We start from the raw sequence: 24,066 nt of genomic DNA on the forward strand, positions 1-24,066 counted from the left end.
AGTCCTAAGATTTCGATGTGAGGTGTTGTTGAATTTATTAATTTCGAGTTTTTTTGCGAAGAACCGATTAAATCATTTTAAGGACATTGAGAAGCAAATAGTGTCGTAGGAAAGGATTTTGACAAACCCTGATATTGACCTACGTTTAAGTAGGTATTGTTACGAATTGTAAACTTGGAATGCGAAAAATGTCCACCATCTCTTTTGCAGGAAAATTTCCCGACTCCTCTCCCCTCCAATCGTATGGCCGTGCTTTTTCTAGTCGTCACCAGATTGACGAGAATTTCTATGTCGAAGTCGTAGATTCGGTATCAGGTTTACTGGGGTATCTTGAAGATTGGCATCAATTGATTTCTTTCTGCTCGATCTCCAATGCCTTTTACGAACCATACTTTTTGCTGACAGCCCTGCAAACCTTACATCACAATCCTAAGCTTCGATTTATTTTTGTTTATAGACAAAACACAAATTTTGATTCAGCACATGAACTTTGTGGATTTTTTCCTCTGGAATCGGCCCAGATCGAAAAGTATCCTCGATCTGGCTGGAAGTTGATCACGAATTCGCTCTCATTTTCCTGTGACCCTCTTATCCGTGCGGGATTTGAAATTGAAGTAATTCTCGCTTTTATCAAGTGGAGCAAAGCGGCTCACTGTTCGATTATTGAACTCCCCTGTGTTTCGGCTGAAGGGGCATTTCAATCCTCATTAGATTTTGTACTCAAAGCATTGAGTATTACACCTTTTATTCTGAAAACCAGTCGACGGTCCTGCTTGAAAAGAGACTCTGCAGATTGGGATGGTCGAAATATACGACGTGATGTGAACCGGAAACGACGACGGTTGGCTGAGCAAGGGCAGCTGGAATTTCGCGTTTTGAAATCCCTACATCAATTGGCAGATTGGCAAAAGGGATTCTTGTCTCTTGAAGAACGTGGCTGGAAAGGGCAGAAAGGGACGGCTCTGAATCAGAATCCTTCTCAGCGGTCATTCTTTATGACCGCCACACGACAGGCATTCGAGCGAAACAAATTTCAAATGCTTGGATTATTCCTGGACGAGAAACCGATCGCTTTCAAGTGCAATTTGATCTCTGGTAAAAATGGTTATGCCTGGAAAATCGCATTTGATGAGGACTATGCTCGATATTCTCCTGGTCTACTTCTTGAATACGATTTCATTGATTTCTTCAAGAACCAGACCGAACTGAATGTGATTGACTCATGTGCAACTCCAGGTCATCCGCTGTTTGCACGTATCTGGCCAGATCAACTTTCGAGACAAACCGTCTTTGTGCCGACAGGCATGCTGTTGAGTAAAATGTACTGTTCGACACGTCCGTTGATGCGTTCGCTCAAGCGGAAATTGCTGGCAAAGCCTTCATAACTACTCTCTGAGCATCTCCTGGAAGAATCGATTATATTAGCGATGAATCACTCAGGCTGGCTTAGCGCCTGGCTGCCCTTCTTCGATGACGAAAGATGCTGGTGTCAAAATTGGGGAGTTGGGACGATCGACAAATGGTGTTGTTCGGAAGTGAGAAGTCCACTCATGTGGAGTCAGTTCACACGAGACATAGCCTCGATTCGAATTGTACCATTTCACAAAATCGTTCTGGGCAGCTGCTCGTTCGTATTCGGGAATTACATTGCCCCCATTGCCTCCTGAGGTCATTGCTGTCCCAACGAATTCGGTTCCCACCAGAGGCGACTTTGGATTATTAAAATCCAGCTGCAGGTCGTTCACCCAGTTGACGTGAATATCTCCTGTCAGCACAACCGGATTTGGAATCTTTCGTTCGTGGAAGAATCGCAGGAGCCGACGCCGACTGATTTCGTAGCCCGGCCACTGATCCATGCTATATCTCCTGTCATCGCCCTCCCCTCGATTCAGGGGAGCCATCATGACCTGTTGTGCCAAAATGTTCCAAGTCGATTGTGACTGAAGCAGGCTCGTCATGAGCCAATATTCCTGATCTTGTCCGAGCATAGTCGCTTTCTGGTCGAAGACCTTACCTTCCATTGGCTTTTGATGATCGCCGTTGGGTTGGTCTGTACGATATTGCCGGGTGTCAAGCACATGGAAGTTAGCCAGTCGTCCATACTGGCAGCCCCGGTAAAGCTTCATATTCGGACCTTGTGGAAACGAACTGCGACGGAGCGGCATGAATTCGTAATAGGTCTGATAAGCATTCATCCGACGAATCAGAAATTCTTCTGGAGAAATACCTTCCTGCTCGGAAACCAGATTCGCATAGTTGTTGTCAAATTCATGATCATCCCAGGTTACCAGCCAGGGGAACAGGCGATGCGTTTCCTGCAATGTTTCATCAAGTCGATACTGGGAATAACGAGTTCGATATTCATCGAGAGTTTCAATTTCTTTGCCAATGTGCTTGCGAGGCTTTTTGTCTTGCCCCCCATATTCGTAAATGTAATCTCCGAGATGGACGACCAGATCCAAATCTTCCTGCTGCATGTGAGGATAGCCATTGAAATAACCGGTCTCATAATGCTGGCAGGAAGTGAATGCAAACCGCATTCGATCTGGCATGACATCCAATGCAGGAGTTGTTTTTGTACGACCAATTGGGCTCGTTTCCTGCCCCGCATGAAAGCGATAAAAATACCAGCGATCTGGCTCTAAACCTTCTACTTCAACATGCACAGAATGCCCCAGTTGAGGCATCGCAATCGCGACTCCGCTGCGAACAACCTTCTCAAATTTCTCATCATGGGCAACTTCCCAATGAGTTTGCACAGGATGATTTGGCATACCACCACCAGCAAGTGGTTCGGGTGATAAGCGAGTCCAGATCACAACGCCATCTGGAGCGGGATCTCCCGAGGCTACTCCGAGCGTAAATGGGTTCGACTTGAATTGAGGATTGGCCTCACTTGCTTCTGCGCGAAGTGCCAGAGTCGGAATGGTTGAAACAGTCGCCAGATATCGCAGAAAATATCTGCGATTAACACCATAGGTTTTGTTCATGGACGATTTATTGAGCGCCATCAATCGGTTCCATTAAGACATGAATTTGAAAAATGCAAGACTGATTTCAACGAGTCGGATTAACTGATCAATTCAGGAATCGGGCTGCCATCTCCGACGATCGGAGTTGGGCGACCATTGAAATCTTTGATGAAGATCTTAGAGGAATCGATACCCAGGTGATGATAAATGGTGGCCAGGAAATCTCCCGGGCCGCAGATTCGTTCAATGGAATCTTCACCGAGTTTATCGGTCGCTCCGATGAATCGACCCGTTTCAATTCCTCCTCCTGCCCAGATGTTGGAGAACGCACGCGGCCAGTGGTCTCGTCCTGGTTGCTTCGTCCCGGCTGGCGCACTGGCATTGCCTTCGCCCGTACTTGGTTGATAACTGATTTTAGGTGTGCGGCCAAATTCACCGGTCACAACGACCAGCACATTCTTGTCGAGCCCTCGTTCGTAAATATCTTCAATCAATGCTGAGACTGCTTGATCATAGGCTTGCGAGCGAAATCGCAAGGCATCGAACACATGATGATTCACGGCATGGTCGTCCCAGTTCTGGACTCGTCCACACAGGGGACCACGTAAGCTTGAGGTTACGATATCAACCCCTGCTTCGGCCAGCCGCCGGGCCATCAACAACTGTTGACCCCATGTATTTCTGCCATAACGATCGCGAGTTTTGTCATCTTCCTGAGTCAGGTCAAATGCTTCTTTGGTTTTAGGATTTGTCAGCAAGGTCATTGCCTGAGATTCAAATTCATCGAGTGCTTCCAATTCGCCCGCTTGATCGAATGCTCGCTCAAGATTGTCGAGATTCTGTCTAAGAGTTGAACGACGATTCAGATGCAGTGCATCATTGGGGTTTGCCAGTCCAATGTTAGGAACGGAAAAGTTTGGTTTGTTGGGATCGCCAGTGACGGTGAACGGAGCATAGGCATCTCCCAGATAAGCTGGCCCGTTATAAGTGGATGGTCCATTGACGCCCACGTAAGCCGGGAGTGGATTTGCACGTTCCCCCTGTTGTGATCGCAGATAATTCGCGATGGTCATCCAATCCGGCAATTTAGGTTTTGGTTTGTCGCGAGAATCGGTATCTCCGGAGAGCATCTGCATGGATCCAGCCGGGTGACCGGGGCCGTTGTGACGCATTGAGCGTAATACGGTGAACTTATCCGCAATTTTAGCCTGCAGTGGCAGCAATTCCGTGAATTGCATACCGGGGACTTTTGTCGGAATGGTGGCAAAAGGGCCACGGTATTCGCCGGGAGCGGAAGGCTTGGGATCGTATGTATCGATATGCGAACAGCCACCTGGCTGCCATACCATAATGACAGAGCGTTTTTCTTGTGGCGCAGAGGCAGGAGACGTTTGAAGGCTCTCTGCTCGAAGTCGATAAACACTCGGCAGACTCAGACTGGCAAAGCCAGCCATTCCCATCCGTAGAAAGCCTCGTCTGGTTTCTGGACCGGGACAGAATTTTACGCTGGAAGCATTGAAGGGATGCGTCATGATTTCCCCGCTGGTTTGACACGAATTCGAATCGGTTTGGAGACGACAATATCAACGATATCTTTGGGCTTGGCACGGACTGTCGCGGCTTTCAGTTTCTTTTCCGCTGCGACAACTTCAGCCTGAGCCGTTTTTAATTTTGCATTTGATTCCTGCACATTCTTTTCGGCAATCGGTTTATCATCACCTGTCACTGTTTTCGCTACTTCTGCCAGTTCGAGAGATTCTTTGGAGAGTTTTTCGACTTCCGCTTTTGCGTCAGCCAGTGCTTTTTCGGCTTCTGCGACGGCTTCCAGGCAATCCTGATATTTGGCAACGGCACTGCCGTAGAACGCAATTGTGTATTCACCTGGCGGCGTTTTCAGCGTTTTCAAATCAAGTACGGCTTCAGAGGTGGCTTTATTTAATGGGGCATCGAAGCTAGGGACTTTTTCAAAACCGGCTCCATATGTTTTCAAGCTGATGATTGCCCCAGAGAAATCGCAGCGATGTGTATGAGCGAGCGGGATTGTCAAGGTTTCGCCTTCCAGCACTTTCCAGACCTTGTCTTCTGCTGCGGCAATAGATACGGGAGCACCTTCGATTTCACAAACGGAAACAGGTACTTGCGTCAACAGACGTGGGCTGGGGATTTCCTGAGCCGCATTGACAACTGGCCATTGCATGGAAGCCATGGAACAGGGGCGGACAACATTTTGATCATTGATCAATGCTTTCCCCAAGACAGATGCCTGAGACAAACCACGAGGAGCCTGGACTTCCGCAGTGACTAAGAGAATCCCGCGAGATTGCCCTGCAGGTATTTTTAGTCCTGTCGCTGAGACACCCGTTGGTAATCCAGTCATTTCGATATCGATTTCTCCATCGAAGCCGTCACGTCTAACAACAACAACCTCAATCGGCATCGTCGTTCCACCACGTAATGCCAGAGGTTTCGACAGGGCATTGCGGTCGCCATTACGGAGATTCATGTGCAAGGCCCAACCAACCAATGCGAAATCAGGATTGGCTTTGCGGATAATCAGTCGATAATCATTTGAAGGATCGTTTCGGGTTCCCCCAAATAAGTCACGTAACTGCAGACGATGAATTCCATCTTCTTTGATTTCGACTTTGCCAAGGACGTCAGTCGAGCCCGCATTGTAGGGAGGGCCGTCATAAGAATATCCGTTACTGGAGACTTTGACAGGACTAGGGATGTCATTCAATTCAGCAATATCAGTCAGCTTTTCCTGCTCCCCTTCTTTTCCTACGTGTTGAACGAGAACAAAGGGATCGGTTTGCCGTCCCATACGTTCCGAAGCGACTTCGACCCACCAGACCTCTCCTTTTTTCGCCTCAAACTCGAATGTGTCGACATCGGCGGCTGGATAAAAGTTGCCGGAGATAAGACATGGCAGAGAGATCTGCTGAGCTTCTATGGACTGATTATTCGGCTCTGTTTCTGCTTCCAGAGTCTCCTCGGTGTATTGCGAAGGAGGCCAAGAGAAAGAATTCACCAACTGGATGGATGGCAAACGTTCGACCTGCTCATCAGGAGAAAGTTCCTGCAATGAAAGGCGATAAAAATACTCGGCGCCTCCATTGTAGGTTAAATCATGAACTTTAATGACATAGGTAGCCGTTTCGGGGGCAGTGAAATCAATCGCTCCTCCTCGCCGTTCAACGAGCAAATCTCCACCATTTTCATCGGCAACAATGAGTACGGGTTTGAGTTTCGAGTCGATTCCCTCGGCTCCGCAATCAACAACAATACGCTGATTCTTCTCTGCGTTGAAGGTGTAATAATCGATCGACTGCTTCGTCATGACCGCATTGCAAAGCGAATTGACCTCAAGCAGCATTGCTGTTTCGAGCGTCGTGTTCGGTTTAGTGCGAACCACTTCAGGGCGTTTACTGACCGTAAACACTCTTGAAGATGAAACTCCCAAACGAGTCATCACATAAGCCTCGTGAATTCCCGTCGGGCAATCGGTTGCGATTGTCACTTCATACTTCAGCGGTATTGGCTGACCATTTGCGTCAACCTGTTTTTTAGAAGTGATTCCCGGGTGAGAGAAAATCAAATCTTCTGCTGCATCCAGATTTTGACCAGTAATGGTCACCTCAATCGTACTACCAGTCTGTCCGCCCATAGGCATGGTGGTTAATAGCCGGGGAGCAGGCAGGCAGACGGATTGGGCATTGACGGATTCGAGACTGGAAAACAGAGTCACCACACAGAGAATGGCAAATGAAGCCCTCTGGATTCGGTTTTGACGCAGTAGATTCGGTTTCATTTTTCATTCTCTCAGACTGAATCGGGTTGTCAGTGATTCGAAGCTCTAGTGATTAAACATGAACTCTTTTGTGTTCATTAAGGCCCAGAGAAGGTCCTGCCAGTTTTGTTTTTCCAAGGTCGCAGGAGCGATTGGTTTTCCTTCTGCATCGAGTGCAGTTGCATTCAAATATTCGAGAGCGGTTTCAATTTCATGCGGCTCTGGCTTGCGTGAATACGCCAGCAGATACATCTCATGGATTTTTGCTTCTGTTGATTCGTCCGACTTTGCAAACTGATCCGCCTGACCGTTACCTGTGGCAAGCTTTGTTTTAATTTCTGAAGAGTTAATCAGATGCAAACTTTGAGCCAGACTCGAGGATTGAACGCGTTCGCATTCACAGACACTCAAACTGCTCGGACGTCCAAAGACCTGGAGAAACTGGGATGAGTTATAACTGTTATCCGGCAGGGCGATGGCACGCGTGCCTTTGGGCAGGTTGGCAAAACGTGTTGTTGCGCCAGTCAGGTCGTCGATGGCATCGAGTAAAACTTCGGCTTGCATACGACGAGGGTAAAACCGGGAGTAGTTTTGACGATCTCCCAGGTTATGCTCATTCGGCATCGCGCTGAGTTGGTAGGCTTTTGAGGATGTGATCGTGCGAACCATTTCTTTGAGGTCATAACCACTGTCGATGAAATGCTTTTCGAGTGCCGCGAGCAATTCTGGATTCGTCGGTGGATTGGTGTCGCGGATATCATCTTCCGGCTCAATCAAACCTCTGCTGAAAAAATGCTTCCAGTATCGGTTCACAAGAGCCTTGGCGAAATATGGGTTCTCTGGAGAACTCATCCAGTCGGCCAGTTTCAGCCGAGGATCGACATCAGGCGGGATTTCTCCCATATCGGCTCCAAGAGCAGCCGGTGTGAGATTTTCTCCAGATTTCACATTCTTAGCCGTCGCGATACCACGCTTGTGAAAAATCAAGTCCTCCCCAGCAGTCGCGGTCGGCTTGCGACCGATCTGGCTGAAGAATGCAGACAGTGAATAATAGTCATCCTGACTCCAACGCTCGAAGGGATGATGATGACACTGCGCACATTGCATTCTGACACCAAGAAATAACTGAGCGACATCTTCGAGTTGTTCCTTGGGATCCTTGACCCGTTTGTACCAGGCGACAGGGGGATTGCTGACGACAGTTCCGGTCGCCGCCAATAGTTCGCGCACAATCTGATCGTACGAGACGTTTGCCAGGAGACTGTCGCGAATCCAGGCATGAAAGGCGAAATTGGCCGTGATGTCGCTGGCGTTATCACGTCTGTTCTTGAGCAGAGGTGTCCATTTGCTGGCGAAGTAATCGGCATATCCAGGACTGCGGAGTAATCGCTGAATCACGATGTCCCGCTTATCAGGATCGGAACTGGCGAGGAATTCTGTCGTCTCCTTTTCGGTTGGAATTCTTCCAGAAATATCCAGAGAGACTCGACGTAAAAAAGTCGCATCATCGCAAATCGGTGAAGGGGGAATGCCGAGTTCCTTCAGATTTTCAAAAACGAAATCATCAACAAAATTGTTCGATTCTGGAACTTCTTCAACAGGAGCGCCAAGTGGAACCGCTGCTGTGTAGACCGAGACCTGCCCCTGATACCTCACCATAACGGCGACTTTGCCAGGAATATCGCTGGCCTTTACAAGGCCTTCTTCATCGACATGAGCCATCGCTTCCGAGTTGACCTCGTACAGTGCAAGGGAAGTGACATCGCGAATACTTCCGTCTGAATATTTAGCGAGAACGTTCAACTGCTGTTGATGATTCATCTCAAGGACCGAACGAGCCGGTTGAACTTCGACCGAAACCAAATCGATGGCATTCTCATTGGAATACCGCATGCCCTGCTCGATCCAATTGTGGAGTAATTCAAAACCGGAGGATTCCGGCGTCAGTCGCATACCACCGCCATGGGGCACAAGAGCAGCGGCTTTTTTGAGTAACAGGCTTTGATCTGGAGACGAAGGGAAGACTCGACGTCCTCGACCATCCATCACGATGGCTTCGTAATCATCCAGAGATTCAAATCCCAACAGTGAGAGTTGGAAACCGTTCTGACCACCGCCAGCTTTTGCATGACAGACACCCGTATTGCAACCCGCTTTTGTCAGAACCGGGATAACATCATTGGTGAAACTAATCGGCTTAGTCCTCTCAGCTGCTGAAACCGAATTGATCAAGAGCAGGCATACGCAAAGCGTTCCTTGCAAAGATAACATCGATAATTTCGCAGGAAGGACTTGTGAGTCACGACTCATGTCGTATCCATTCACAATTTGAGGATATCAAGGCAGTTTGGATGCAGGGGGATCGTGTGGGGTATCACGTGAAATCATTGCGACATAAGCATTAATTCCCATTGATACATATATGATCATCAGCATTAGATAGGCTGTCAACGGTTTATGTCACTTTATGGATATTTAGTGAAGGAATACTTTCGAAGATATTGAGATCAAGAGTTTGTGCATTTCAGGAAAATGTCTGCAAATCTGTATAGGAGAATGTTAAACCATTGCTCGTTAGAGAGTAAAATCAGTGGTCTGTAGGTGAATGAGATGGCGATGTTCAATCTGTTTGCTTGAACGATTGCAGGATTATTTTGAGCGATGTTACAGTTTTCGATATAAAAGAAGGACGGTTCCTTTTTTCTGCTGAGAGCTCTGGCAGCCGTTCTGCTAGTCATGATAATTATTGGTTGGCTTTTTGAATTGATCGAAATAACAATTTTATCTAGACGCTCTCAGTTCATACCCATACGAAAGTCACAAAATTGAAAGCCGGTCGTTACCGTCACTACAAGGGTAAGGATTACATCGTCATCGGACTCGCTCGACACAGTGAAACCGAAGAGGAACTAGTGGTGTATCGAACAGATTATGGGGATCGGAGTTTGTGGGTTCGTCCAAAGTCGATGTTCTTCGAAACGATTGTTCGTGACGGAGAACAGATCCCTCGCTTCAAATTTATTGAAGAGGTCGAAGAAGCCAGATGAGAACTGAGCGAGAAAAAATGCTGGCTAGAGAATTGTACGATGCTCTTGACCCCGAACTGGTGAAGCAGCGAGATCGTGCTCGGGATCTGTGTTTCGAATTGAATTCAACTCGACCGCGAGATCAGCAGGTTCGATCACGAATCTTTAAGGAATTATTGGGCAGCGGAGGGGATTCTGTTTGGCTGGAACCTCCGTTTTATTGTGATTACGGATCCAATATATACCTCGGTGAACGAGTCTATTTCAATTTTAATTGTGTGGTTCTGGATGTCTGTGAAGTCAAGATTGGCGACTTCACGTTTTTCGGTCCAGCCGTTCAGATTTATACGGCTACTCATCCATTAAATGCCGAACTCAGGCGAACACAGGAATTCGGAATGCCGGTTACAATCGGTTCGGATGTCTGGGTGGGAGGTTCTGCCGTCATCTGTCCTGGTGTAACAATCGGATCAAAAGCCGTTATCGGGGCGGGGAGTGTTGTGACAAAAGATATCCCAGCGGGAGTCCTTGCAGCCGGGAATCCCTGCCGGGTGATTCGATCTCTTGAAGAGCCGAGCAATGACTGATTCCAACTTAAATAATCTGTTTCAGAATTTACCGGACAAAATTTCTGAAGAACTGATCACAATTCTTGCAGAGAATTCACATGTTCGCATTGAACGGATCGTCTCCACCGGACATGCCAACAAAAAGGGATTTTGGTATGATCAAGAAGAACATGAATGGGTGATCGTACTCAAAGGCGAAGCCGAATTAGTTTTTGAGGCTGGTCAATCGATTGTCATGCAGCCGGGAGATCATCAATTGATTCCTGCTCATCAGAAGCATCGCGTCGAATGGACAACTGACAAAGAACCGACTGTGTGGTTAGCAGTGTATTATCAAGCAAAATGAACAGTCTGAAGCATCAATTTGACGAACAGCGATTTACGAATGGTTATGAACTCGTAAATGGTGTCGCTATGCATCAAGCCAACGGAGAACAGTTTCAGATTCCCCCCGATGTTATTAAACGAAATGTCGCCCCAGGCCAATTTGTTGAATTAAGAATTGATTCCCCCAGGTTCTCAGTTCATGAGGACGATCTTGCTGCCTGTAAATGCCCCTCGTGCAATGGGGAACTCTCCAAACCGATTCTCAAGCACGAGCACCCTGAATCGTTATTAAACCTGCCATCTCCAAAACTTCCGTCCCGTGGTTGGGGAGAAGACTTCTGGGTCCAGATTCAGGACGTCTCTGATAAGCATTTTAGAGGCGTTGTTGATAATCATCTTGCAGAATGCCACCTGCACGGACTGGAATCAGGCCGTTCCATTTACTTTCATGCGGATCACATCCTCGCATTGCATGACATCCACAAGTTGGAAATTGTCGAATCGATGTCAGCAGATGACCTGAAAGAATTTGCACAATATCTGGGGAATATGAAAAAACGAAATGATTAATGAGCCTGGAATTCAGGAGCATTTTTCTGAAAGAATTCCAACCATCCTAGCGTGATCGATGCAGGCAAGTCCTCAGGCTTCTCTCGATACTGCTGCGGAGTAGTTCCCCAATAGAACCCAAGCCAACCGGTCGCATATTCTCGGGAGCGAGTAATGAATTGTTTCAATTCGTCGACATTACATTTGAGTGGAAAGATTTCTTCGATAATGAGAGGCTTGCCTACCTGTTTAAAACCCTTCAATGTTTGAATTGCTTCTTCGAGTTTATTCTGTTCTGGATAAATATGCATGGCGATGAAATCGAGGTCGCCAGCAACTTTCATGGGATCAAAACCTGAATTGAGTCCCGGCCGGTCGAGACTCCAGGGGACCATGCCGACAGTGATCAGGTGACGTTTATCGTGCTTGTGAATCGCAGTGACAAGTGTGTGAATCCAATCTCGGGCAATCTCAGTTCGTTCCCGTCCCCCCTGCTCCAAGGTAATGAACTGCACAAAATGCTTATCCCCGAAAGCAGGACCCAGCCAGTCTGTTCTTTTCCTCGTGCCTCCTGGAACAACAGGTTCGTTCATCAGATCGTAACAAAAAACAGCCGGGCTGTTTGCACACGTCTTGGCAATCGCTTCCCAGAAAACCGCTTGAGCCTGCCAGCGTTCCGATTCACTCAATTCATCATACCAGGCTGGGACATCCTGTTTGTGGTAACAACCCAGTCCGGTCACATCAAGATACAGTCCCGTTCGCTCAGCCAGTTCAAGCAGTTTGACCAGACGATTCAATGACGCTTTCTTCGGCTGGATTGGACTATCCATGAACTTGCCAAATTGTAGATGAATACGAACCACATTGGCCCCTAGTACTTTCATCTCCTGAAACGCCTCTTCAACAGTCTTCCATTCGTCGTCCCAGTAATCTTCGAGCAGTTTTCCATCACCTTCGTGATCGTAGTTGAATCCCCAGGGGACAAACGGTTGGTTCGTTCCCGTTTGTTCAAAACCATTCCCGTCCAGAGAGACTTGTATCCATGACATCTCTTCAGCGGAGCAATAAGAAGCATTAATAATTGCGACTATTGAAAGTATGATTCTCAGCATTTTGTTACCTCATTTATACTGAGAGGCTGAATTCGCAGAAACTATCCCAAAGTAATATTATTCGGAATTTGTTTTTGCTCCCTCTTCAGTCGACTTAATCAACAATTGTGGATCTTCCAGCACGAAATAATGTCCATGGTCGGCAGTCACAATCATCACGGTTTCGTCCCAGCTGCTGTTGGCCTCGACCCAGTCGGTTACCACCTTCACAGCGGCATCTCCACTGAGAACGGCCCCAATCGAATTATCGAGATTGTTGTCATGGTTGGCCCAGTCGACATCTCCCGCTTCGACCATCAACCAGAACGGGGCATCGTTATGCGACAGGACATTTATGGCTTGAGCAGTAAAATCACTGAGTGTCGGATTTTCAAAGAGGTCAGCATCGGTGTAATTTTCGGCTTTCTTGCTTCGGCCAATTGTGGGATTGAAGTCACCATTGGCGGTTTGAAATGGGAGGTGTCCTTTGTCGACGCCAAAAAATCCAAAGAGTCGTTTCTGCTGATCAATCGCATCCTGAGCCGCAACTTCTAACAACGTTTTTCCAGAAACTCCCTCGGACCGTTGCGCGACCAGATATTTTCCACCCATGCGGGAATCGGCTTTTAAAAGATCCTCTGTCGTCAAATACCCATTGCCGGGAACAAAATTCTCACCCTGACCTGCATCTTGATTTCGATCTTCTCCGAAGCCACAGCCAATCAAGACGTCTACACCTGAAAGTGGATTGTTGGGATGACTGATCGAAGTGAGTCCCAGCAAGTCCCGTGTTAAATCCTGATAGTCGTTTCGGGATACATTATGAGCGTAAGCTGCCGCTGGAGTGGCATGACTGATGGGAACAGAAGTGACGACACCAATTTTATAATTCTTCTTTTGGGCCAGATGAGCAATTGTCGTGAACTGATTTCCAAAGGGGCCGATATTGATCGCAGCGTCGTAGGTTTTTTCTCCGGTCGTCATGCTGGTGGCAGAGCTTGCAGAATCAGTATAAGTATGTTCGATGGTTCCTTTGCCAATCAGGTATTCTAATTCTGTTGGAATTGACCAGGGATACGGTCCACCAATGGCAGCAGTGTATCCGCCTAATTTGGGATTGTTCTCCATCGAAACTGTTTGATGATCGACATTGACTTTGCCATTGTCCGAATAGGGGCTCGTCACCATCCAGCCAAATTGTGACGTTCCTTGTGCCTGATAATCCTGAAAATGAAGTCCACTGCCGCGACCGGAATCGTATTTCACCTGTTGATTCTTGTAAGTGCTCGCATTAAATGTAGTCTGCCAGTCCATGCCATCGAATACGACCAGTATGATATGCTTTTTGCCATCTCTTAAAGCTGCCAGTTGTATATCATAGATATTTGTCTGATCGAAATACTCGGCCTCGTTGTTTACCGTTCCTGGGGGAACACGATGGAAGATTTGTCGGACAGATGCTGTATTCCGATAGGGACTGTTTTCATTTTGATAATCCGTCAGATCGATTCCATCTCCTGCTTTGCATGTTCCAAAAGTGTATACGGGAATCAATCGATTCGAGTGAGTTCCCCACTTCATGTAATTGTCCTGTTCCCATCCCCAATGCCCGACCGGAGATTTTCCAGCTTCAACGGCATCGGTTTGAAGTTGAAAGAGATAATCTTCACTGCGAATTGAATGAATTGGGAGTGAGATTGTTAAGGCAATAGTCAGGAAGAAAAGTCTGAACACAAGAATTCTTTCATCTGGTAGGTTTTTCAGGGGTGGGATGTCAAACAATCAGTGGTTGAGGGATTGCTTTTCGAATTGGAATGTTGCAGTCACGGGATAATGGTCGGATAACATTGAGGTTTTGGAGTTCACAAGACATTGAGCTGAAATGCAGGAGTTGATTAAATTCGGAGAGCAAAAAATGTAATCGAGCCTGCGCTCGGGACCCAAGTCTTCACTTCTTCTTAATTCTGTGGGGAAAGTCCCATCAAACTGATTTCGCTGACTCGCGATGACATCCACCAATCCAGCCTGTTCAAGTTTCTCGATGTGCCAGTAATCAATTTTTCCATTTTTGAGATTATTCCCTTGAGTCTGCTTATCGAGTCGCTCGAAGAATGGGATCAAATCCTTTGAGGAATTGTACTCAGTTTGATCGCGGGGTGAAAATGTATTGAAATCACCTGCCAGAATTATTTTCGAATTGGCCGGGAGTGCGTCAATATCTTTGAGCAGTAAATTAATCTCACGCCGGCGTAATTCCCAATTGGAAGGATGCAGATGGATCACATAAACATACAACCCGTGTGTCTGACATCGCAGCAGTCCATGATGGAATCCCTCTTTTGTTATTTGAACATCTTCAATGGGAGCACTCGAAGTGATGCCTGTGGGAAAACCGTCTTCTTTCAATAACTCACTGTAAGGATGCCCCCATGCGATGGCATCTTGCTCCAAATTCGTTTTCCGGTAACCGTTCAACTCCTGCAGAGAGACAATATCAGGTTTTTGCTCGTTCAAATATTTCAGGGCCTTTGCTTTTTGTTCTGGAGCTTTGGAGAAACCATACCAGACATTGAATCTGACGACCCTGACCGACTTTAAAGGTGAGGCAGCCTGCAAAAATGCAGAAGATTCGAACAGGAAAATGATCAGACACAGAATCGTGATTCGCTTCATTTTATATCCATCTGATTCGAGGTGATGTCCCGTTTTATTTAATGCGAAGACACGCGAAACTTTGTGCTAATCAATAGTATCTATGAAATGCGTTAGCAGTTCATGTCAGCTAAACAACTTTCACAGACACCCACCCTAAAGTGCCAATAATGATGCATCTGATGAAGGATTGCTCTGGAGAGATAGGTGGATTCAATTTTGAAATGCACGGGTTGATGGAAAAAGAGTGACATTCGTGTGGTGATTTGAATTGGTACTTTTTGCGAGGCCGGTTGTTCAACTCCATCACAGCCGCTTGAATATCCTCGGCTTTCAGTTTACGGAAATCGCTCCCCTTCAGGAAGTATTGCCGCAGAAGCCCGTTGGTGTTCTCATTCTGGCCGCGTTGCCACGGCTGGCGAGCCGGAGCAAAATAGATCGCACAATGCAGGGCTTGCTCCAACTCTCGATGACCCGAAAACTCACTCCCGTTGTCCGTCGTCAAAGTTCGAATCAATGACGATGGCAACCCCTCAAACGCAAACACCGAAGCCGCGTTCAACGTCGATGCTTTCTTGTCCGGCAGATAGCTCGCCACAAGATAGCCGGTCTTGCGTTCGACATGCGTGACAATGTAGCCGGTCCCCTTTTGACCCTCGATGGTATCCGATTCCCAGTGCCCGATCCGCGAACGATTGCGTGCAGAAACCGGTCGCTGATCCATTGGCTTTTTGGTCGGGTCGCATCGTCTGGAGATCCCTGTGCCGTAGCGTTTGCGGCGTTTCTTTCTCGATTGACGCAGCTGCCTGTAGATGTTGCCGCCCTGCTTTTTGTTTGCTTTGATCCAGGCGTAAATCGTCTCAATGGATATTCGCATTCTGGCCTCCCGAGGATGCAGTCGCAAGAGTTGACCTGCAATCTGTTCCGGCGACCACTTGAGAGACAACTTATCGAGCAGGAATTCTTTGAGCGGAGCGTGGTTGAGTTTCCAGGGGAGTTTGCAGAGTTGTCGACGCCGTCGCGCTTTGCGGTCGGCTTTCCCGGCGAAATACTTCCCGGTCGCATCCGAATTCCGCCGCAGTTCTCGGGAGATCGTGCTGGGGTCTCGGGATAACTCGCGCGCAATTTCTATTCGAGAGTGTCCCAGGGCGTGCATGTGCGCTATGGAATCACGTTCCTCAGCAGTAAGATGCGTGTGTGACATTCGTGATTTCTTCTTAGTAGGATTGATGGTCGTTTGGTCAAAACAAACCATCTCACGAATGTCACTCTTTTTCCATCAACCCGTGCATTTCAAAATTGAATCCACCATATTTAATTACAGTTAAGATAGAGATGAATCCTCTTTAGGAATTCAAACTCAAATACCAACCGATCTCCCCTGCTTTCACCACATTCCCAATAATTCAGGCAGTACTATGAACAATGAACAGGATACGACGCCATCCTGTATGGAAGATCGCCGTAAACAACTTCGACAACTCCAGCACGACATCAAAACCCATCTCGGAATTGTGACGATGGGATTGCATACCCTGGAAAGTGCACGAGATGAACCCGAGACGTTCGCTGAAATCTGCAGAATGATTAAAGAAAGCGGAGCCGAGCCATTAATGGAAATTGTCTCCGAAATCCTGGAAATCGCCTGCTCAGAATAAACCAGTCATTTCATCAGGAGATGGAATTTTCACCCTGATTTTCAGCTTGATGAATTGTTAATGGCCAACCAGGAAATTGATTCGTCTCATTGCCATCGGTTGGATCAATAAGAAATTTGTAAGAATCAATCGTGTAAGTTTTTGCCTGAGTGTCGACCGTAACAATTCCAAAACCGCTTCCCTTCTGATGAGCCTTATCGTATCGATTCTTTTCTGAGGCAACTTCTGGATTACCGACCGAATATACATAGACAAGATTTCCTAGCCCATCTGTAAACTCACCAGTATTTGGTAAATCATGTTTCGGTCGATTCTGATGAGGCATCTCCAACTCATCGGGACGCCACCAGCGAGGATAGCCGACGGCTATCGCAGGAGGACAGAATGACCAGTTGCTGTCTCTTTGTTTTTGGAATCCGTACTGACACATTGTCGTCAAATGTTGATCGCCATTGACATGCAAAGCCTTCGACTTGCGGATAATACCGAGCGCATGCTGCCGAGCTGTTTGTGGCCAGCCTCCGCAATCCAGGTCTGCTTTTAAATATCCATTGTAGTCTCCATGATGGGTCGCAACTCCGGCAAAAACGGTCTGACTCAGCAGGACTTTCATCGAATGTCCCCGCCAGTCTTCCGCCCACTGTTTCAAGAATTCTTCCTGACGTTCACCGAGTAAAACCAGGCCTGGTTTATCCAGTTTCGAGCAATCAAATTCGGGATCTTGCACATGGTCTGCCCGTCCACTACCCGTGTCGACATGCTCTGGCCCGCTTTTCCACTGACGGTCAGCAATGATGGCAAAACTGACATCGCCGTAAACCATGTCGCCGTAATAGACACTCATGTCTTGTTTGATCGTCGACGGATCATAAAAATCTGGATGATGTGATGTGCAGGTCAAATGGACTGCATTGACCATGCGAACCGGTTCACGGTAACCACCTTTGGAAGAGGCTCCCTTGTCGATGCCCTGCATCGGTGCTCCTCCTTCACCCCAGATGTTTCCCTGAAAAACATCGTGGTCGTCAGGAATACATAGGGTTGGACGGTCTCGCATCGCTTCACGGAAGGACCAGCCGAACTGATAGAATTTTCGCAGATAATTCAGGATCGCAGGTTCAGCGGGATCGCGAATGATACCGAAGCCGCCATGATTTTCATAAATCTGATCACCAGAAAAATACAGTAAATCAGGATCGAGCTTCATCAAATTTTCATTGACGGGTTCATAAGGAAATGCGTAATCGTTCTGACAGGTCAACGCTCCCATGCGTAACGGCCTGCCGGTTGGATTAGCCTTAATCGTCCCAGACCATTCTGAAACAGACTCCCCTCCATCCGTGAGTTGTTCTCGATAAACGAGCTTATAGGGCGCTTCTACATTCTCATTCCAATTTGATATCCGAAAAGTTGCCACCCAGGCATCTGTATTCAAAGTTGATTTGACGACTTGCCGCCAAGTTCCGTTTTTCTTCAAATGCAATTCAACTAGTTGATTGTCATCCTTACCAAGTGGACCAGTCAATGCACTCAATTTGAGTACAAAACCTTCGTCACTGCGGGAATCACTCAGTGAATACATGGACCAGAGAATTGGTCCGAATTTGTGATTTTCATTGACAAAAAATGCATCCCCGCCAACCTTCCAGTCGCGAAACGCATATCGACTCCCATCAGATTTGCGATCGGCTGTATTGAAATTATTGGCTAATGCGACATTCCCCAGAATTGCCTGGGGACGGAAGAGATTCTTGAGAGTGCCGAGTGTTTTTCCGCCAGAGTATGCCGTCAACTCAAGTTGATATTGATCTCCAGCGGGCTCTCCCTTCAGTTTCAGAGACACATCCTGAAGATCTGCTTTCCTCGACAAATCACTTCGCTTGCCGCCGAGAACGAGTTGGTTTTCAACAACACCAGCGACAATACCTCCCGGAGCAAAACAGTTACTGCGATATTCATTGATATCACTGCTGACTCCCACGCGAAAAGCCACTCCCCCCTCTTTTTTGCCAGCCTGCACCTGTCGGGTATTCACCGACATTTGAAATGAACCTCCAGGGTTGGTGATCTGATGCGTCAGTAAATGCACACTGCGATTTCCCGATGTCGACTGACATTCGGCTGCACCATCGACAATTCGCCAGTTTTCCATCGGATTGGCCCAAAACTCCTCACCCAACCAGACTCGATCATGAGTTTGTTTCCAATTCCCGACAACCTGTAATTTCTCGGAGCCGTCTTTTTCATCTCCACGAACTTCAAGACTATTTTTTGTACCGATCAAGGCAGAACCCATCGTCAATAATTTCAGGGCGACTCGTCTGGGAATTTCATTAATCATGGTGCATCCGATTTTATTATTGTGAGGAAGAATTATTTTTGATCAGTAGTCTCTGCTGTATTCTTCTGATCGAAACATACATCAGTCAAGTGATCAATCGTTGATGTGTGATTTTATGAAGTGACTGGAGCAACAAAAATTTGAAGAGGACGTTTGTTTAAGGAATCCAAAAAGGAAATAGTGATTGAGCTATTTTATCGTTTCTGTACCACTATTAACAAACTCAAAAACTCTTTGCCTTCTGACTGATGACAAAGAGTTTTTGTGAGGAATTTCCTGTTTTGCCAATAAGAAGCAGACGTTCAAGCAGTCAAAGCGACTTCATTTCGTACTGATTCCTCGTCTGTTTGATCAGGCATACTCGGCAACACTGGGGCATCCAGGTTGGCACCGTTCGGTCGCACCGCTACGGTTCGCATACCGATTTCACTGGAGGCGACGACCAAATGCGGAATTCTTGTGAGCAGTAGCAGGGCCAGGAAACGTCCCAGCCCAGAAAGAGCGAAGAGAATCAAATAGGCATTGAAGCTGGTATTCATCGAATACAACAGCAATCCCCCCACCAGGGCCCCGCAGACCCAGGCTGTTACATTAATCAGATTGTAAACGGTCAGCAATCCAGTGCGTTGCTGTTCTGGAATCGATTCAAACAGGAGCAGGAAAAAGGCAAGTTCATAGGCAGCCCAGACTGCTCCTGAGTAAAGCTGAATGGTCATCAACCAGTAATAATTTTGTGAGAAAGTCCATCCGAGACTGACAGGTGCAATCCCCAGAGCTCCAATCCATAACAGCCGCATTGCTCCAACGCGATGAGCCAGGCGACCCCAGACTGGCAGCGCAAAGATTCGTGCCAGAAAAGCGACCGCGATCAAACTCACAAACTGCAGGTAAGAAAACTTCAGATTGTTCAGCATGAACGGCGTAAAATACGGTCCAGACATCTGCACAGCCGCCTGTGTTGCCACCAAGAACATGAGCAGGCGACCGCCCGGTCCCTCGGTTAAATCCCGGCATGTCTGCGTGATCGGTCGACGGACCATGCCTGCTGGAATCGGGAACGGCTCACGTTGTCGAGCCAGCATATAAGACGATATCAAGCGACAAATACCCGCAACGCTGAACAAAATTGCAAAAGCGGTTAACAACCGATTCTGCTGGGAAGCATACTGCAAAGATAGTCCAGCTGCGATGAATCCAATAAAGACACAAGCTTGAGAAATTCGAGTTCGTGAAGCAAAGTATTTTGAGCGGACTCGCACGGGAACCAGTGTTCCAATCCAAGTATTCCAAGCCGGACCAGTCGCCAGGCTTGTCCCCCAATACAGGGATGCAATCAACACCACTTCAAACGTTCCCAAAGTTCCCCTGCAGGCTGCGAATATCAGAGGAACAAACATTAAAGCCTGCACCAGAGAACAGGCGACAACCCAGTTTTTATGAGAACCGATTTTCCGAATTGCCCACGGGGAGATTAATTGCAGAATTCCACCGAGAAATAAGGGCAGGCTGCCAATCATCCCCGAAACAAGTTCTCCGAGACCAATCGCCAGCACAAAAGCAGGCAGGTAGGTTTCTCCCATCCCAACCATCAAGCCAAAAGCCGCCCCATCGCCAACGCTGTATTTGAGATCCTGACGAATCATCGATTGAGGCTTCCTCTGATCGACTCTCGGCAAAGACGGGTTTTCGAGTTCATTGGTGGGCAAAATTCACAGCATAGTTAAACCGGACAATTGGCCGGACACCATCAAATAAAGAGAGGACCTGCTTCAGGTCGAATAGGGGGAGCTACCTTGAAGTGCGAGTAATATGCGATGCCATCAGTTCCGTAAATATCAAGATGCTGTTTGAATAATCCTGTTGTGTGCGGTTAAGGCGAAAATCGTCTTTGGGTAAGTTTTCAAACGATCTGGTAATCTTTAGAACAATTTCGATTTGGAACCACAGAGATCGTCTGAAAAACTGTGGACAACCAACCATAATGATCCCCTTTTTACTAACGGAACCTGAATTTGGTGGTTTATGACGAAAATGACGCCTGGTAAAACTTGAACTCCAAAAAACTTGGAGTGACGGTGCCGCTCCACCTTAGCGGGAGCTCCTGAAGTTTTAAAATTCAGGGACTTCTCTCCAAGAGCGCCCGCAACACGGATTTGCGTGAGTAATGTAATCGTTTTGGTGTGAATCATGACTCTTGAGAAGCGATGATTTGCTCAGGTTTTCAAATGGATTCTTCAGTCGCATGGGCTTCAAGCGTAAGAAAACACGTTTTTTGCTCCTGCATGAATGCATCAAATAATCTTCCAGTGGGCTTCAGGGTACGAAATCTATCCATAAATATACCTATTGGATTAGCGTCGACTCGGCCAAAAGCCGCCAATACATAAGCTTCACTTATAATTACCAGCAAATCGCATAAATCGCATAACATAAGTTGACCGATTTATGTGTGAGCCCTAAGGTTAGTATAATTACTAATCGTTGAGTTCGAAAAATCACTTTCAGCATTTCATGCTGGCCAATTTTTAACAGGATATTTATCCCTTCACGACTCTTACATTACGAGGAAAGTATGATGAACTTGAGACACCCCGGAACTAGACGTGGGTTTACGCTGATCGAGTTGCTAGTAGTGATCGCGATTATAGCAATCTTGGTTGCTCTTCTTTTACCAGCTGTGCAGCAGGCCCGAGAGGCGGCTCGTCGAAGTTCGTGCAAGAACAATTTGAAGCAGATCGGATTGGCAATGCACAATTATCACGATGTCTACCGCTGTCTGCCTTATCGTTCAGGTGGGACAGACACCTGCGGAAGTATCAGTACATCAATCGGCACTCGCCGCAGCGGGAACTGTAATCGACTGAGTGGATTTTATTCCCTCCTGCCATTCATTGAGCAAAACGCTCTGTTTGATGCCATCAGTGCTGGCGATCCCAGTATTCCCATTTCACCGGGTGGACCGGGAGGCTGGGAAAGTTGGTCGGTCTGGAATAATGCTGTCATCCCGGGATATTTGTGTCCGTCAGATCCTGGCTACAGTGTCAGCGACCCCCGTTCAAACAGTTATGTTTTCTGCGTAGGAGACAACGCGAGCGGCATCAACGGCAGTAATGTGCGAGGGATGTTCGGCAGAAGGTCAAAAGTCAAGTTCCGAGATGTAACCGATGGCCTGAGTAATACGATTGCGATGGGCGAACACGTTCGTGCCAATGCAGGAGTTTCAACCACAGGCAACCGAAATCGAATTCGTCAATCGATTGTCAATGAAGTGACTCCACTGACACCCTCGAATTGCAAAGCGACCGTCGTCAACGGTCAGTTTTCGGCTGGACTTCCTGTGAAAGCCCGACATGGAGGTTCACTGTGGGATGGTCAGGCCGAACGTTGTGCATTCGGCACAATCCTGGCTCCTAATAATCCTTCCTGCTCAAACGGTAATAATCCCAACGCAGACAACGGGACTGCAATATTAACCGCTTCCAGCGAACACAAAGGCGGTGCTCAGTTCTTAATGGGTGATGGCTCCGTCCGTTTTATCAGTGAAAATATCGATGCTGGTAACGCGAATGCCTCGCCTCCCGGAGGGGGATCAAGTGTCCAGACCCCTTATGGAGTCTGGGGATCACTCGGCACCAAACAGGGTGGTGAAGTTGTCGGAGAATTTTAGACCATTTTAAAATGAATTCTGCAGCCGTATGGGAATCAGTGCGCAAATGACACTGTGTTTACTCCTACTGAATGCTGCAATTCGTTTATGAATATGCTCGAAATAAAAAACCACGGAGGAATTCCTCCGTGGTTTTTATTTGCCCCAATGCAATACTCGTCCGGTTCGGACAAGGTTTCTCAAAAATTAGTAGCGGACGATGTAATCGATGGTCAGACGATTGCTGATAACATCGTTTCGACTGCTGATTGGAATTTCATAAGCCAGACCAATTTCCTGATTACAGGTTGGTTTGTACTTGGCACCCCAAGCCATAGTCACGATGTTGTTGCCTGCGACATCTGGAGCCCCAAGGTTGAAGAAATCCAGTCCTTCGACGGAGGGGAGACCAGGAACGCCTCGATTCCCACCCTGGAACCAACTGAACCAGTTCATTTCAGTCAACAGGTAGAATTTCTTGCTGACCATATAATCGAGATGCTGAGACAAATACATCGATTTGCTTTCATCGGCAGCATCGGCTGGGAGGCGAAGACCAGCTGCAGCCAGATAGTGCATGTTGTCGCCGATTCGGGTTCCGCCTGTGGCATACAGATGAAATTCTCCATCGCCATTTCCCTGAGCAGCCGTATGAGACCCAACGGGCATTTCATAAGAAGCACCCACACTGAGTAGTTTGCCGGAGCAGGTATCCCGCAACACTGTATATTTCAGCCCCAAAGCGACATCAGCCCAACCATCATCGATGACGGCATTGGACGACGTCAAATAGCCGTCTTTGGCGGCAACCAGTGAAAGACGATCGGTCAGGGCGGCACGAATTTGAACGGCCATCAAATTGATTTCTCCACCACCCACTCCTTGCGGAACAACATGGTGAATGTATATCGGACGCAATTCGGTCAGTGTTCGAGGATCCTCGAAGAAGACCGGATTCGTCATTGGGCTGATGAAGTCATCAAAGCAATGGTCACTTGACGCAAAAATCCCCAATAACAGGTCATCACCACCGCAGCCGCAGCAGCCATCATCACAACAGGAATCCACACATTCGTCCCAGTAACTGGTGTCATCACAGCAACTGTCTATGCAGCAATCCGAAGTGTTTTGAAAGACATTGTCAAACAGACCTGCCTCGACAGGTGCAACAGACAGGCTCAATAGCCAGCTGCAAAAAATAAAACTGACCCTGCGCATTGATCACACTCCCCAAATCAACAGAATTAACGATGTTCAGTCTAATTGAGGGGAATTCCTGGAGCATATTCAAAAATGAACTGCAGCGTATGGCAGGAACAAACACAGCTTTTTATTGCCGTTTAATGCAGTCATGCGACTGCAGTATCCATTTGAAAATGGTCTAGTCCGGTAACTCCTCAATTACCTGAACTATCGGTGTGCTGAGTTGTTCTGGCATTCCC

17 protein-coding genes and 1 pseudogene are annotated in these 24,066 nt (G+C 47.4%); 7 read left to right on the top strand and 11 right to left on the bottom strand.

Going from position 1 to position 24,066, the window contains the following annotated elements; genetic code table 11:
* Window positions 1–188: 188 nt before the first annotated feature.
* On the top strand, window positions 189–1,385 hold the full coding sequence (locus tag Pan54_RS10380) for a GNAT family N-acetyltransferase (protein WP_165441705.1): 1,197 nt from the start codon (window positions 189–191) through the stop codon (window positions 1,383–1,385).
* Window positions 1,386–1,436: 51 nt separating this feature from the next.
* On the opposite strand, the gene Pan54_RS10385 is transcribed toward Pan54_RS10380, so the two are convergent.
* Genes Pan54_RS10385 through Pan54_RS10400 form a run of 4 tightly spaced genes read right to left on the bottom strand, consistent with a single transcriptional unit; the run spans window position 1,437 to window position 9,072 of the window.
* Window positions 1,437–3,011, bottom strand: coding sequence for an alkaline phosphatase D family protein (locus Pan54_RS10385; RefSeq protein WP_207310101.1), 1,575 nt, complete (start codon window positions 3,009–3,011; stop codon window positions 1,437–1,439).
* A gap of 59 nt (window positions 3,012–3,070) precedes the next feature.
* The gene (locus Pan54_RS10390) at window positions 3,071–4,504 is read right to left on the bottom strand and encodes a DUF1501 domain-containing protein (protein ID WP_146503422.1); all 1,434 of its coding nucleotides are present in this window, start codon (window positions 4,502–4,504) and stop codon (window positions 3,071–3,073) included.
* Entirely contained in the window at window positions 4,501–6,783 is a 2,283-nt protein-coding gene (locus Pan54_RS10395; protein ID WP_146503423.1) for a serine protease, read from the bottom strand. The genes Pan54_RS10390 and Pan54_RS10395 overlap by 4 nt, the downstream gene beginning before the upstream one ends.
* A 45-nt stretch (window positions 6,784–6,828) precedes the next feature.
* Window positions 6,829–9,072: a DUF1549 and DUF1553 domain-containing protein gene (locus tag Pan54_RS10400; protein ID WP_242631277.1), complete on the bottom strand. Its 2,244-nt coding sequence runs from the start codon at window positions 9,070–9,072 to the stop codon at window positions 6,829–6,831.
* Between the two features lie 515 nt (window positions 9,073–9,587).
* Here Pan54_RS10400 and Pan54_RS10405 point away from each other — a divergent pair.
* Genes Pan54_RS10405 through Pan54_RS10420 form a run of 4 tightly spaced genes read left to right on the top strand, consistent with a single transcriptional unit; the run spans window position 9,588 to window position 11,254 of the window.
* A complete protein-coding gene (locus tag Pan54_RS10405; RefSeq protein ID WP_146503424.1) occupies window positions 9,588–9,809 on the top strand; it encodes a DUF1653 domain-containing protein in 222 nt (73 codons plus the stop codon).
* Window positions 9,806–10,375: a sugar O-acetyltransferase gene (locus Pan54_RS10410; RefSeq protein ID WP_146503425.1), complete on the top strand. Its 570-nt coding sequence runs from the start codon at window positions 9,806–9,808 to the stop codon at window positions 10,373–10,375. Before Pan54_RS10405 ends, Pan54_RS10410 begins: the two co-directional genes overlap by 4 nt.
* Window positions 10,368–10,703: a cupin domain-containing protein gene (locus Pan54_RS10415; RefSeq protein WP_146503426.1), complete on the top strand. Its 336-nt coding sequence runs from the start codon at window positions 10,368–10,370 to the stop codon at window positions 10,701–10,703. The genes Pan54_RS10410 and Pan54_RS10415 overlap by 8 nt, the downstream gene beginning before the upstream one ends.
* A complete protein-coding gene (locus tag Pan54_RS10420) occupies window positions 10,700–11,254 on the top strand; it encodes a hypothetical protein (RefSeq protein WP_146503427.1) in 555 nt (184 codons plus the stop codon). The genes Pan54_RS10415 and Pan54_RS10420 overlap by 4 nt, the downstream gene beginning before the upstream one ends.
* On the opposite strand, the gene Pan54_RS10425 is transcribed toward Pan54_RS10420, so the two are convergent.
* From Pan54_RS10425 to Pan54_RS10440, 4 genes and pseudogenes are all read right to left on the bottom strand, one after another.
* Entirely contained in the window at window positions 11,251–12,348 is a 1,098-nt protein-coding gene (locus tag Pan54_RS10425) for a cellulase family glycosylhydrolase (RefSeq protein WP_146503428.1), read from the bottom strand. The two genes, Pan54_RS10420 and Pan54_RS10425, sit on opposite strands and share 4 nt — an antisense overlap.
* 57 nt (window positions 12,349–12,405) lie before the next feature.
* Window positions 12,406–14,061, bottom strand: coding sequence for an alkaline phosphatase (locus Pan54_RS10430; RefSeq protein ID WP_146503429.1), 1,656 nt, complete (start codon window positions 14,059–14,061; stop codon window positions 12,406–12,408).
* A 48-nt stretch (window positions 14,062–14,109) separates the two neighbouring features.
* Window positions 14,110–15,000, bottom strand: coding sequence for an endonuclease/exonuclease/phosphatase family protein (locus Pan54_RS10435; protein ID WP_146503430.1), 891 nt, complete (start codon window positions 14,998–15,000; stop codon window positions 14,110–14,112).
* A gap of 192 nt (window positions 15,001–15,192) precedes the next feature.
* Window positions 15,193–16,183 (bottom strand): annotated as a pseudogene (locus Pan54_RS10440) (IS30 family transposase).
* A gap of 214 nt (window positions 16,184–16,397) precedes the next feature.
* On the opposite strand from Pan54_RS10440, the gene Pan54_RS10445 reads away from it, so the two are divergent.
* Complete coding sequence (locus tag Pan54_RS10445) at window positions 16,398–16,637, top strand: hypothetical protein (RefSeq protein WP_146503432.1); 240 nt, start codon at window positions 16,398–16,400, stop codon at window positions 16,635–16,637.
* Window positions 16,638–16,650: 13 nt separating this feature from the next.
* On the opposite strand, the gene Pan54_RS10450 is transcribed toward Pan54_RS10445, so the two are convergent.
* Entirely contained in the window at window positions 16,651–18,978 is a 2,328-nt protein-coding gene (locus Pan54_RS10450; protein WP_146503433.1) for an alkaline phosphatase D family protein, read from the bottom strand.
* Window positions 18,979–19,280: 302 nt separating this feature from the next.
* Complete coding sequence (locus tag Pan54_RS10455) at window positions 19,281–20,621, bottom strand: MFS transporter (protein WP_146503434.1); 1,341 nt, start codon at window positions 20,619–20,621, stop codon at window positions 19,281–19,283.
* Between the two features lie 929 nt (window positions 20,622–21,550).
* Here Pan54_RS10455 and Pan54_RS10460 point away from each other — a divergent pair.
* On the top strand, window positions 21,551–22,645 hold the full coding sequence (locus tag Pan54_RS10460; protein WP_315852381.1) for a DUF1559 domain-containing protein: 1,095 nt from the start codon (window positions 21,551–21,553) through the stop codon (window positions 22,643–22,645).
* Window positions 22,646–22,831: 186 nt separating this feature from the next.
* Here the strand turns inward: Pan54_RS10460 and Pan54_RS10465 are convergent, their stop codons facing one another.
* Complete coding sequence (locus tag Pan54_RS10465) at window positions 22,832–23,842, bottom strand: hypothetical protein (protein WP_207310102.1); 1,011 nt, start codon at window positions 23,840–23,842, stop codon at window positions 22,832–22,834.
* Between the last annotated feature and the right edge of the window lie 224 nt (window positions 23,843–24,066).

This window comes from Rubinisphaera italica (genome assembly GCF_007859715.1).
GTDB lineage: Bacteria > Planctomycetota > Planctomycetia > Planctomycetales > Planctomycetaceae > Rubinisphaera > Rubinisphaera italica.

Excerpts from the sequence above, each read along its gene's own strand:
- Pan54_RS10425 (WP_146503428.1), bottom strand. The coding sequence starts at position 12,348 with ATGCTGAGAATCATACTTTCAATAGTCGCAATTATTAATGCTTCTTAT.
- Pan54_RS10415 (WP_146503426.1), top strand. The coding sequence starts at position 10,368 with ATGACTGATTCCAACTTAAATAATCTGTTTCAGAATTTACCGGACAAA.
- Pan54_RS10460 (WP_315852381.1), top strand. The coding sequence starts at position 21,551 with ATGATGAACTTGAGACACCCCGGAACTAGACGTGGGTTTACGCTGATC.
- Pan54_RS10380 (WP_165441705.1), top strand. The coding sequence starts at position 189 with ATGTCCACCATCTCTTTTGCAGGAAAATTTCCCGACTCCTCTCCCCTC.
- Pan54_RS10420 (WP_146503427.1), top strand. The coding sequence starts at position 10,700 with ATGAACAGTCTGAAGCATCAATTTGACGAACAGCGATTTACGAATGGT.
- Pan54_RS10395 (WP_146503423.1), bottom strand. The coding sequence starts at position 6,783 with ATGAAACCGAATCTACTGCGTCAAAACCGAATCCAGAGGGCTTCATTT.
- Pan54_RS10390 (WP_146503422.1), bottom strand. The coding sequence starts at position 4,504 with ATGACGCATCCCTTCAATGCTTCCAGCGTAAAATTCTGTCCCGGTCCA.
- Pan54_RS10435 (WP_146503430.1), bottom strand. The coding sequence starts at position 15,000 with ATGAAGCGAATCACGATTCTGTGTCTGATCATTTTCCTGTTCGAATCT.
- Pan54_RS10450 (WP_146503433.1), bottom strand. The coding sequence starts at position 18,978 with ATGATTAATGAAATTCCCAGACGAGTCGCCCTGAAATTATTGACGATG.
- Pan54_RS10455 (WP_146503434.1), bottom strand. The coding sequence starts at position 20,621 with ATGATTCGTCAGGATCTCAAATACAGCGTTGGCGATGGGGCGGCTTTT.
- Pan54_RS10385 (WP_207310101.1), bottom strand. The coding sequence starts at position 3,011 with ATGGCGCTCAATAAATCGTCCATGAACAAAACCTATGGTGTTAATCGC.
- Pan54_RS10400 (WP_242631277.1), bottom strand. The coding sequence starts at position 9,072 with ATGAGTCGTGACTCACAAGTCCTTCCTGCGAAATTATCGATGTTATCT.
- Pan54_RS10465 (WP_207310102.1), bottom strand. The coding sequence starts at position 23,842 with ATGCGCAGGGTCAGTTTTATTTTTTGCAGCTGGCTATTGAGCCTGTCT.
- Pan54_RS10410 (WP_146503425.1), top strand. The coding sequence starts at position 9,806 with ATGAGAACTGAGCGAGAAAAAATGCTGGCTAGAGAATTGTACGATGCT.
- Pan54_RS10445 (WP_146503432.1), top strand. The coding sequence starts at position 16,398 with ATGAACAATGAACAGGATACGACGCCATCCTGTATGGAAGATCGCCGT.